Source organism: Lysobacter soli (assembly GCF_003382285.1).
Classification (GTDB): Bacteria; Pseudomonadota; Gammaproteobacteria; order Xanthomonadales; family Xanthomonadaceae; genus Lysobacter_J; species Lysobacter_J soli.
Map to the genome: position 1 here is coordinate 66,110 of NZ_QTJR01000004.1, position 11,645 is coordinate 77,754.

At 67.5% G+C, this 11,645-nt stretch carries 5 protein-coding genes; 2 read left to right on the forward strand and 3 right to left on the reverse strand.

From position 1 onward, the window contains the following. Positions 1 to 120: 120 nt before the first annotated feature. Positions 121 to 6,015, reverse strand: a complete 5,895-nt coding sequence (locus DX912_RS07500) for an autotransporter domain-containing protein (protein WP_115841877.1) — start codon at positions 6,013 to 6,015, stop codon at positions 121 to 123. Positions 6,016 to 6,324: 309 nt separating this feature from the next. On the opposite strand from DX912_RS07500, the gene DX912_RS07505 reads away from it, so the two are divergent. Continuing rightward, positions 6,325 to 7,704, forward strand: a complete 1,380-nt coding sequence (locus DX912_RS07505) for a DUF1214 domain-containing protein (protein WP_115841878.1) — start codon at positions 6,325 to 6,327, stop codon at positions 7,702 to 7,704. Positions 7,705 to 7,748: 44 nt separating this feature from the next. Next, entirely contained in the window at positions 7,749 to 9,269 is a 1,521-nt protein-coding gene (locus tag DX912_RS07510; protein WP_115841879.1) for a DUF1254 domain-containing protein, read from the forward strand. 95 nt (positions 9,270 to 9,364) lie between these two features. Here the strand turns inward: DX912_RS07510 and DX912_RS07515 are convergent, their stop codons facing one another. Next, positions 9,365 to 10,399, reverse strand: coding sequence for a fimbrial protein (locus tag DX912_RS07515; RefSeq protein WP_181902754.1), 1,035 nt, complete (start codon positions 10,397 to 10,399; stop codon positions 9,365 to 9,367). A gap of 187 nt (positions 10,400 to 10,586) precedes the next feature. Continuing rightward, a complete protein-coding gene (locus DX912_RS07520) occupies positions 10,587 to 11,624 on the reverse strand; it encodes a fimbrial protein (protein WP_181902755.1) in 1,038 nt (345 codons plus the stop codon). Between the last annotated feature and the right edge of the window lie 21 nt (positions 11,625 to 11,645).

Sequence of the window (11,645 nt, forward strand, 5' to 3'; positions counted from 1 at the left end):
CGTCCTTGGACTGGTGACGGTCCATGGTTGGCGCCGCCCCGTGTCCAGAACAACCCGCGCCGAAGGACGCTGTGTTGTGCACAGGCCGGCACCGCGCGTGGCGGTGCCGGCGTGCGTGCGTCAGGGCTTGGCGGCGTCCTGCGGCTGCGCCGCGTCGACGGCGTCGTCACGGAAGTTCGCTGCGCTCGCCGCCGCCGGCGAGAACGACAGCAGCAGGCCGAAGGTGCTGCTCGGACGCTGGCCGTCGGCGTGCTGGCGTCGGCCGAGCAGCGACAGCTTCCAGCCGCGGGCCAGTTCCATGTCGATGCCGCCGCCGTACGTCAGCGCGTTGTCGCCGTAGCCGCGCATGCCGAGCACATAACCGCCGTCCACCGGCAGCACGACGTAGTTCAGTTCCACGTCGCTGCGGTTCTCCAGCGTTTCGCGGTATTCGAGCATCCAGTACGGACGGAACGCCGAACCGCGCGGGGTGAGGATCGGGAAGCTGCCCTCCACGCCGAGCGACGCGCCGCTGTTCTCGACCGTCTGCGAACCGTAGGCGAGGTCGTAAATGCCCAGCCCCTGTTCGCGATACGCGTCGAGCGTCGTGCGGCTGGCGTCGAGGCGGCCGTAACCGGTCAGCGTCATGCCGATGCCGCCGCCGTGCTCGTAGCCGGCGGTGAGCGAACCGAACGCCTGGTCGCCGCTACGCGTGGCAGTGGCGGTCGCGTCGGCCACGTCGCTGTGGCGGCGGATGTCGAAGTCCAGCTCGCCCCAGCCGACGATGCCGTCGACGAACCAGCGCTGCGTCGGAAGCCACAGGCCGTACATCGACACGGCGCGCTGCTGCGCGTCCAGTCGCGAACGCGCGTCGTCCAGGTCGGTGTCGTCCCAGCCCCAGCCGCCGGCGACGCCGAACAGCAGGCGGTCGTTGAAGCGCCAGTCGGCGCCGACGGTGACGCCGTCGCTCTGGAAGTCGGAATCGCCCTCATCGCGTCCGCCGCTGGTGATCGCGCCCGCCGACCACACCGCGAGGCCGGTAGGCAGGTGCGCGGTGTCCATCGACGCGAACTGCTCGGCGCTCATCGACACCGCGCCGCCGGAACGGCTCGCCATCGCGAACGTGAGGTCGTTGCGCGAGTGGTTCGCGGTGGCGAAGCGCTGCTCGCGCAAGCGGCCCTGGATGTTCGACAGCTGCGCCGCGGCGAAGCGCACGCTCGCATCCACCTGCGCCTGCAATCCGCCGGCGACGCTCGCGTCCTTGGTCGGATCGGGGCGATCGGTGACGGTCAGCGTCGCACTCACCGTGCCCTGCGCGTAGTTGCCGTCGGCGGCCTGCGTGGCGACGAGCGTGGTCACGCCCGCACCGACGATGGTCACGCGACGCCCGCTCACGGTGGCGACCGCCGGATTGCTGCTGGTGAAGGTGAACGCGCCGCGGCTGTCGCTGCCCGGATCGGGCAGATCGAACGCGGCCTCGCCGACGACGCGGCTCATCTCGCCCAGCCACGACAGCGTCGGCGTCGCGCGACCGATCACCACCGGCAGCGCGACCTGCGGCGCGGCGACGTAATCGTTCGAGCCGGCCTGGTCGGCGGTGAGCGCGCACGTGCCGGCCGCCTTCATCGTCACGACATTGCCCGCGACCGTGCACACGGCCTGCGTCGTGCTGGCGAACGTCACCGGATTGCCCGACGCACCACCCACGGCAGCGAGCGCGAAGGTGCCGTTCGGCGCGAACACCGGCGCCGACGGAGTGGCCGTGAAGCCGGTGATGACCTGCGTCGCGGCGGAAATCGCCACGTCGAGCGTCAGCTGCGGCGCGGCGTTGTAGTTGCCGTCGCCGGCCTGGTCGGCGGTGAGCGAGCACGTGCCGGCCGACAGCATCGTCACGGTGCTGCCGTTGATGGTGCACACCGAGGTCGTCGTGCTGCCGAACACGACCGCGCTCGTCGACACGCCCGGCGTCGCCGACACGGTGAACATGCCGTTCGGCGCGAACACGGGCGCGGTCGGATTGGCGACGAAGTTCGTGATCGCCTGCGTCGCGGCGCCGATGGCGATGTCGAGCGTGACGCGCGGTGCGGCGCTGTAGTTCGCATTGCCGGCCTGGTCGGCCGTGAGCGAACACGTGCCCGCCGCGAGCATCGTCACCGTGCTGCCGGCTACGCTGCATGTCGCCGCGGTCGTGGAGGTGTACGTCACCGGCAGGCCCGAAGCGCCCCCCGTGGCCGTCACGCTGAACATGCCATTCGGCGCATACACCGGCGCGGCGGGGTTGGCGGCGAAGCCGGTGATCGCCTGCGTCGCCGCTCCGATTGCCACGTCGAGCGTCACGCGCGGCGCGGCGTTGTAGTTCGAATCGCCCGCCTGGTCGGCGGTAAGCGAACACGTGCCGGCGGCAACCATCGTCACGACGTTGCCGGCAACGGTGCAGACCGATGCCGTCGTGGTGCCGAACACCACCGCGCTGGTCGACACGCCCGGCGTCGCCGACACGGTGAACGTGCCGTTGGGCGCGTAGACCGGCGTCACCGGATGGGCGGCGAAGCCGGTAATCGCCTGGCCCGCCGTCGCAATGGCGACGTCGAGCGTCGCCTGCGGCGCCGCGCTGTAGTTGGCGCTGCCGGCCTGGTTCGCCGTGAGCGAGCACGTACCCGCCGACAACATCGTCACCGTGGTGCCGGCCACGCTGCACACGGAAGGCGCGGCGGAAGCGAACAGGACCGGAGCTCCCGATGCCCCGCCCGTGGCCGCGATGGCGAAGGTGCCGTTCGGCGCGAAGGTCGGCGCCGCCGGCGTCGATGCGAAACCGGTGATCGCCTGGGGCGCGGCGCCGATGGTGACATCCAGCAGGACGCGTGGCGCGGCGTTGTGGTTCGCGTCGCCCGCCTGGTCGGCGGTGAGCGAGCAGGTGCCGGCGGCGAGCATGGTCACCACGTTGCCCGCGATGGCGCACACCTGCGGCGTCGTGCTGCCGTAGACCACGGCGCTCGTCGACACGCCCGGCGTCGCGGACACGGTGAACGTGCCGTTCGGCGAGTAGACCGGAGCCACGGGATTGGCGGCGAAGCTGGTGATCGCCTGGCTGGCGGCGGCGATGGTGACGTCGAGCGTGACGCGCGGGGCGGCGCTGTAGTTCGCGTTGCCGGCCTGGTCTGCGGTGAGCGAACACGTGCCGGCGGCGAGCATCGTCACGGCGTTGCCGGCGACCGTGCACACCGACGCCGTCGTCGACGCGAACACGACCGGCAGGCCCGACGCGCCGCCGGTGGCGGCGACGGTGAAGGTGCCGTTCGGCGCAAACGTCGGCGTGGTCGGCGTTGCGGCGAAACCGGTGATCGCCTGCGCCAGCTGGCCGACGACGATGCCCGAGGTGTTGCCGACGTTGTTCAGCGTGAGCAGCGCCGCATTGCCCGCGACGTCGGCGATCGTGCCGCCGTTCGACACGACGGCAGTACCGACCACCGGACCGTCGAGGTCCTGGTCCCCCGCCGCAACGGTGTAGTTGAAGGTCAGCGTCGTCGTGCCCGAACCGCTCACGTAGGTCGCTTCACGCGCGCCGCCGACGTCCAGCGTCAACGGCAGCGACGGTGTGCCGGTGACGGTCACGTTCTCGTCGAAGGTCACCTGGAACGTCAGCGTCTGCCCGGCGATGTACTGGCCGGCCGCGGGCGTGGCGACGCTGTCGATCTGCGCCCCGGCCTGGTCGATCGAGTACGCCGGCCCGGCGTTGTAGCCGGGAGCCGCGTTGCCGGCCGCATCGGTGATGCCGGTGTTCGCGTTGAGATTGAGCCTCAGCGTGCCGCTGCCCGACACACCGGTGACGGTGATGCGGTAACGGATGTTGTCCGACGTCACCAGGCCGGCAGCGGAGCCGGTGGTGCCGTTGGTGCCGACCAGCGTGAAATCGCTGACGGTCACGCCGATGACGGGTTCGCTGAAGGTCACGTCGAACGCCACCGTCGTCGCATTCGTCGGCGATGCGTCGACGAGGGCGATCGCACTCACGACCGGCGGCGTGTTGTCCAGCGGCACGACGGTGATCGCGACGTTGTCGGTGTCGGTCTTCGCGCCGCCGAAGCCGGTGTTGCCGAGGTCGTTGGTCGTGATCTGCAGCGACGCGGGGCCGTAGTAGCCCGTCGTCGGCGTGAACCGGAGTCCGTCCAGCGCGGCATTGATGTTGGCCAGCGTGCCGCTGAAGGTCATCGTGGCGTCGTTGCTGCCATCGCCCACGGCGAAGGTCAGGCCCGCCGGGCTCGTCAGCGACAGCACGCCGTTGCTCACGGTGAGCGTCACCTGCACCTGCGCGCTGCCGGCATCGGCGTCGTCGATCGAGATCGTGTTGCCGAAGTTGAGCGTGTCGTTCTCGGTGACGGAACGGGCACCCGGCACCGTGTTCACCGGCGCCTGGTTGTTCGTGCCGACGAGCACACCGGTGGTGCTGCCCATGGAGTTGAGCGTGAGCTGCGCGGGCGTGCCGTAGCCGTTGGCGATGCTGCCGCCGTTCAAGGACAGCGTGCCGACGAGGATGCCGTTGGCGTCCATCTGCCCGGCCAGCACCGTGTAGCGGAACAGGGCGGTCGACGCGGTCGGGCTCGCCAGATACCTCGCCTGCACCGTCGTGGTACCGATCGTCACCGCGATCTGCGGGGTGCCGGCGATGGCGACGTCCTGGTCCCACGTCACGGTGAAGTCGAGGTTCTGCCCCGGCCCGTAAAGCCCGTTCGCCGGCACGGCGACGGACGTCACCTGCGGCGCGGTGTTCGGCACCACGCTGTTCGACGCCGCCGACGCCGGTCCCGTGCCGGCGGTGTTCTCCGCGGTGACGGTGAAGGTGTAGGCGACGAAATTGGTGAGACCGGCGACGCGGATCGGGCTCGCGTTGCCCGTGGCGGTGTTGCCGCCCGGATTCGCGGTGACCGTGTAGTTCGTGATCGCCGAGCCGCCGTTGGAGGCCGGCGCGGTAAAGGCCACCGTCGCTTCGGCATCGCCCGCGGTCGCCGTGCCGATCGTCGGCGCATCCGGGAGGATCGCGTTGACGACGAACGACTGCGACACGCGCGGGGCCGGGTCGTACACGGTGTCGCCGGCCTGATCGGCGTGGATGGTGCAGGTGCCGGCCGAGAGGAAGGTCAGCGTGCCGCCCGCGGTGATCGTGCAGATCGAGGTTGTGCCGGAGCTGAAGGCGACCGCCAGGTTCGACGTCGCCGTCGCGGTCAGCGTCGGCGAGGTGCCGAAGTTCTGCGCGCCCGGGTTCTGGAAGTCGATGCTCTGCACCGCCTTGGGCGTCACGGCGTTGGACGATGCGGACGCGGCGCTCGCGCCCATCGTGCTGCGCGCGGTGATCGCGAAGCGGTACGTGACGCCGTTGGTGAGCCCGCTGACGGTGATCGGACCGTTCGCGCCGGTCGCGGTGATGCCATCGGGCTGCGAGGTGACGGTGTAGTCGTCGATCGGATAGCCGCCGTCGAACGGCGCGGCGAAGTTGACGACCGCCTTGCCGTCGCTGGCCGTCGCGGTAACGACCGTGGGCGCGTCCGGTGCGCGCGGCGGCGCGTAGCCCAGCTCGACGGTGTTGGTGGAGCCGGAGCGTGCGGCGGCGGCGGTGCGCGTCGCGCGCCAGCGACCGAGCGCGGTCACCTTGCCCATCGCCACGTCCATGTCGGTCGTGGTGTAGGTGAAGGTGCACGTGGTGGTCGCGTTGACCGCGACCGGCAGGCTCGGGCAACTCACGGCCGACATGCCGGACGGACTACCGCTGGTGAAGCTCAGCCCGGCGATCTCGGCGTTGCCCGCCGAGAGCTGGACGTAGAACGTCAGCGGCTGACCCGCGCGCGAGAACGAGGGCCGGTTGGCGCCCGTGATCGACACCGTGGTGCTCTGCGCGACCACCGGCGCGGCGAACACGCCGGCCAGCAACGCGACCATCGCAATGGCCGCGTGGCGCATCGCGCCCGATCGACCCGACATGCGCAGCGCGCGCACGACACCGTCCACGCCGACCCATCGATGGGTCGCGCCCGAATTCCACATGGTGATTCCCCTGGTTGTGCTGCTTCCCCGGCGGCGCCACGAAATGTGATGGCGCTCGCACTTCAGCGGCGCGCATATGACCACGTTCGGCGCCCGAATGCCAGCACGCAGGCGTTCGCAAGCGCCGCACCGCATGAGTCCGCTTCGCGCCGCAACGCGACAGTTTCGGGGTAGTCGCGAGCGGTTTCCTTCGTAGCATCAATGACTTGCGACGCCATACACGTTCAGCTCGCTTCGGCTTTATCCGACTTCACCGCCGTTTCACGCCGGCGCTCGCATCAACCCCCTACCTCGCAAGGAGTTGCCGCCATGCCCCGTGTCCGCTGGTTGGCTGTCGCTGTTGCCGTCGCCTTGGTCCCGCTCACCGCGTGCAACCGCACGCCCGCACCGGAGGGCGCCGCCGAGACGCCGCCCGCAACCGCAACTCCCGCTGCAACGCCCGCCCGGTCGTACACCGACCAGGACATCAGCGATGCGTACATCTACCTGCTGTCGCGCCTGCTGGTACTGCGCCAGCAGCATCTCGACCTGAAGGAAGGCTTCAAGTGGAACGAGATCGTCCACCGCAAGCCGGGCGCAGTGGACTGGCCGAATCCCAACCTCGACGTTGCCTATTCCGAAGCATGGATCGCCGTCGACGAGAACAGTTGCACGCTGGTGACCGTGCCCAAGGTGACGGGCCGCTATTACACCGTGCAGTTCCTCAATGGCTGGGGCGAGACGCTGGCCAACATCAACGAACGAACGCAGCGTGCGCATCCGAACGGCGAGTTCGCGGTGTGCCTGAAGGGCGCGAACGTGCAGCTGCCGGCGAATGCGACCCGCATCGACCTGCCGGTGAAATACGCGCGCGTCCTGGCGCGCGTGGAACTGGGCGACGACTGGAAGGGTGCCGAAGCGTTGCAGCACCAGTTCGCGTTCAAGGCCACCGGTACGCCGGCGCTGCCCACGTTGCCGGAGATCCCGCCCTTCGACATGGACAAGCTGCCCGGCGTCGAGGCGTTCGAAGCCGCGCCGGCCGTACTCGATAGCGAAGCCGACATCAATGCCGGCATGGACGCGGTGGCGTCGAAGGCGCGTGCGATTGCCGAAGGCATCAAGGACCCCGCCGAACGCGCACGCGTGGACCAGGTCATCCGCGAGAAGGCGCTGGCCGACTTCGCCAAGGCCTCGCCGACCATCGGCCACGGCACGACGAAGAACCATTGGGCCCGCCCGGCCGTATCGGGCACCTACAAGGACGACTGGCTTGGTCGAACGCTCGTCAACTACGCGGGCATCTGGGCGAACGACATGGACGAGGTGGTCTACTACAAGGGCAATCTGGACGCCACGGGTACGCAGCTCAACGGCGACCACGTGTACACGCTGACCTTCCCCAGGGAAGACCTGCCGGAGAAGTACGCGAACTACTTCTGGTCGGTGATAGCGGTGGACCCTCGCCACATGCGCGTCCTGCCGAACGCGAAGAACCGCTTCCTGCTCAATCGCGAATCAGGCCTCAAGTACAACCCCGACGGCTCGCTCACGCTCTACTTCGCCGCCGAAAAGCCGGCCGACGCGCCCGACGGCAACTGGCTGCCGACACCGCGCGGGCAGGACTACCGCCTCACCTTCCGCTTCTACGGACCGAAGGGCGGCGTAAAGGACGGCAGCTACTTCCCGCCTCCGCTGGTGAAGCGCTCCTGATGCGCAGGCACCCGAACACACGAACCCCACGACAAGGACAGCCCATGCGCATCCACACCCTCGCCCTCGCCATCGTTGCCGCGACTTCGCTCGCGGCCTGCCAGAAACAACCGTCTCCCGACGCGGCGACGCCTGCGCCGCAACCCACCGCCGCCACCGCACCAGCGCCCGCTGCCACGCCAACGCCCGCACCCGCCGTGCCCGGGCCCGTCGCCGGCACGCGCCTCACCGAACCCTACGTGCGCATGGCCGCGCGCGACACGTACTTCTGGGCGTGGCCGATGGTGAACATCTACAACCGCCGGCTCGGCTTCAAGGATCTGCCGGGGCCCGGAAAGCTCGGCGGCGTACTGCCGGCGGCACCGCCCAACAGCCTGATGATGCTCACCGACTACGTCGCGCCGTCCGAGCGCGAAGTCGCCTGTCCCAACCAGGACGTCGTGTACGGCGGCGGTCCGCTGGCGCTCGACATCGAACCGGTGGTGATCCAGGTGCCGGACTTCGGCGACCGTTTCTGGGTGTACCAGGTGGTGGACTCGCGCACCGACAGCTTCGTGAAGCTCGGCAAGATGTACGACACCAGGCCGGGCTTCTACCTGCTCGCCGGTCCCGACTGGAAGGGAGACGTGCCGCAGGGCATCACCGAAGTCTTCCGCGCCGGCACCAACACCGGCTACGTGATCCCGCGCGTCGCCTTGCTCGACACCGCGGAAGATCGCGCCGCCGTGCAGCCGCTGGTCGCGCAGATCGACATGTACCCGCTGTCGAAGTTCGACGGAAAGCTGAAGCAGCACGACTGGTCGAAGAATCCGACGTTCCCGCAACCGCCGCGCGCGCCGGGCGGCGGCGAAGCGCCGAAGGTGAATCCGGATACGTTCTTCGACGAACTGCCCGTCGTGCTGAAGGACGCCAAGCCGCTGCCCGGCGAGGAAACCCGCTACGCGCAGGCGCTGGCGCTGGTGGACGCGTTGCAGAAGGACCCGGCGCTGAAGGCGGCCGCCATCGACGAAGCGAAGAAGGCCGAGCAGGAACTCATCGCGCCGCTGCTGCAGTTCCGCAACTTCGGCGTGCCGCTGCCGCACAACTGGACGACGGTGCGCAACGGCGCGCAGTTCGGCTCGGACTACTTCACGCGCACCGCCGTTGCCAAGTCGAACATCTACGTCAACAAGCCCAACGAGGCGACGTACTTCTACCAGGACCTCGACGACAGCGGCGCGCGGCTCAACGGCAGCAAGCGCTACACGGTGACCTTCGACAAGGGTGGCCCGCCGGTGAAGGGCTTCTGGTCGCTGACGCTGTACGACGCGGATCACTTCTTCGCGCCGAACGAGATCAACCGCTACTCCGTCGGCACGAAGAACAAGGACCTCAAGCCCAACCCCGACGGCACGCTGACGATCTACGTGCAGCCCGACGCACCGAGCGACCCGGTGCAGCGCGCGAACTGGCTGCCCTCGCCCAAGGGCGCCGACTTCTCGCTGTACGTGCGCACGTACTGGCCGGAGCAGGCGATCCTGGACGGCCAGTGGTCGCCGCCGGCGGTGAAGCCGGTTTCGTCCTGAGTCTTCGCGTCACATAAGGAATGGAAAACGGCGGGAGCGATCCCGCCGTTTTTCTTGCGCGTGACGGTCGCGAACGAGCGCGACGCGCTTTCCGCCTATCGGTAATCCACCGTGAACGTCGCGATCGCCGTGACGGAGCCCGCGCTCATGTTCCCGGTGCGCACGTAACGCGCCTTCAGCGGGATATCGACGGTCGGCGTGTTGACGACGATGTTGCGGATCATGTCGGTCGTGGGCGCATCCGACGTCTGGCCGAACACGATCGGCGTGCTGCCATTGAGCAACTGCACACCGACGCCGCTAGCCGTCGATGCAGGCGTCAGCGACAGGATGTTGCTATGGTTGGTCTGCGTCGTCTGGTCGGTCAGGAACATGTGCATGTTCGTGCTGGTGTTGTCGTCGCCACCCGAACATGCCAGCGACACCATGAAATCCTTCTCGCCCAGCGCGCTGCCCACGCTGGCGAAGTCTGCCAGCGACTTCTGGTCGAGCGACACCACCACGTCGGGCGTCGATATCGCGCAGGTGGGTACCGTGGGCTCGATGACAATGGGTGTCCTCATGCTGAAGATGAGTGCCACGAACGGACCCCCCTGATCCATGCGCCATTCACCGATCGGCCCGGTGACCGATCCCGTTGCCGTCAACGGCGCATCGGTGGTCTTGATCAGCTGAACTTTGTATGTCGACGGGGTACTGAACTGCGCGCCGTACCCATTGATGTTTTGCCTCACGGTGAAGGGGATGCCGCCGTAGTTGTAGATCCGGAGGCCAACGCCCGGAATGTTGGTCTCATACGTATTCATGTATCCGGTCGCCGGTCCGGACGTCGCAGCCCACTCCCAGTACAGGACCTTGTCGGTGCATTTGACTTCGGGCAGCCCGCCCGGGTTGCCGACGATGTTGCTCGACGAATAGCTCTGCGTGAAGAGCACCGTGCCCTTGGGCGCATTTGCGCTGACCTGGCTTACAGTTCCGTCGAACTGCAGTACGAAGGGCCCGACCGTCTGAACCGTATACGGCAGACCGTAATCGTTGGTCATGTTGTATAGCCACTGGCAGCTTGCCCACGCGCACGCAGGGAGTGCGATGGCAAGCACTACAAAACACAAGGCAAGGATTCGTTTCATTAGAGCTCCTTTGCGCGAGGGCGCGTACGACCCTCGGGCGTGTTGGCAGTCGGAATGAAGCGCAAATCTTTGAAGGCCGAGACTCGGTGCTTGCCCTCCTGATACGAAAGACGCGGACGTGAAACAAAACAACGCCGGATGCGCCCGCGTGTTCGCGATGCGCATCCGGCGTCGGTTTGCGTGTTGGCTAGTTGTACGTGGTCGTGAACGTCGCGATGGCCGTGACGGAACCCGCTGTCATGTTGCCGGTGCGCACGTAGCGCGCCTTCAGCGGGATATCGACCGTCGGCGTGTTGACGACGATGTTGCGGGTGATGTCCGTCGTGGGCGCCGTCGACGTCGGGCCGAACACGATCGGCGTGCTGCCGTTGAGGATCTGCACCCCCACGCCAGTCGCAGTGGAACTGGGGTCCAGCGTCAGGATGTTGGTCTGGTTCGACGGCGTCGTCTGGTCGCTCAGGAACATGTGCACGTTCGTGCTGGTGCTCGGGTCGCCGCCAGAGCAGGCCAATGACACCTTGAAGTCCTTCTCGTCCCGCGTCATGCCGACCGACGTGAAACTTGCGACCGCGTCGGAATCGAGTGACACCTGCACATCCGGCGTGGAAACACTGCACGTCGGAATGGTCGGCACGATGATGAGCGGATCCTTGAACCTAATGCTGAAAGAAGGTTGCTTGTTGTACATGATCGTGGCGGCGGCAATGTCTCCCGCAATGGATCCACCCTGCTCAATAGGGCCGATCTTGTAGTACTTGATGTACAGGGTTTCGTTAGTGGCGATGTCGTCAGACGTCTGCGGGACGCCCGGCCCCCAGACGAGCGGCCACCCGACAATCTCGATACCGATACCTGGGACGCTCGTCTGGTAGACGTGTGGATACGCTGTCGGCTGTCCGAGCATGTCGTACCAGGCCCCGATGATCGAACTATCGCATTGGATAACGCCGTACCTGGCTGGAACGCCGTTCTGGTCCACGATCGTCGAGTTGCCAGCTATCGTCTGCTGTGCCAACACCGTTCCGACAGGAGCCAAAGGATTCACTTTTACGAGGCTCGACGGCGGCGAAAGGAGGAGCGTAAACGGCCCCGGACGTTCCTGTGTGGGGTCACCGGGAAACCTGCCTTGCTGTGACTGTTCGTAGTACTTGCATGGCACCGCAAAAGCAGCCGTCGGAAGCGCGAACGCGATGAGCAGGGAAAGCGCGGCGAAGAATCTGGACATGAGGGATTTCCGGACGCGCCC

What these genes read in the sequence shown, in the direction of transcription:
- DX912_RS07500 (WP_115841877.1), bottom strand. Translation starts at nt 6,015, where the DNA reads ATGTGGAATTCGGGCGCGACCCATCGATGGGTCGGCGTGGACGGTGTC.
- DX912_RS07505 (WP_115841878.1), top strand. Translation starts at nt 6,325, where the DNA reads ATGCCCCGTGTCCGCTGGTTGGCTGTCGCTGTTGCCGTCGCCTTGGTC.
- DX912_RS07510 (WP_115841879.1), top strand. Translation starts at nt 7,749, where the DNA reads ATGCGCATCCACACCCTCGCCCTCGCCATCGTTGCCGCGACTTCGCTC.
- DX912_RS07515 (WP_181902754.1), bottom strand. Translation starts at nt 10,399, where the DNA reads ATGAAACGAATCCTTGCCTTGTGTTTTGTAGTGCTTGCCATCGCACTC.
- DX912_RS07520 (WP_181902755.1), bottom strand. Translation starts at nt 11,624, where the DNA reads ATGTCCAGATTCTTCGCCGCGCTTTCCCTGCTCATCGCGTTCGCGCTT.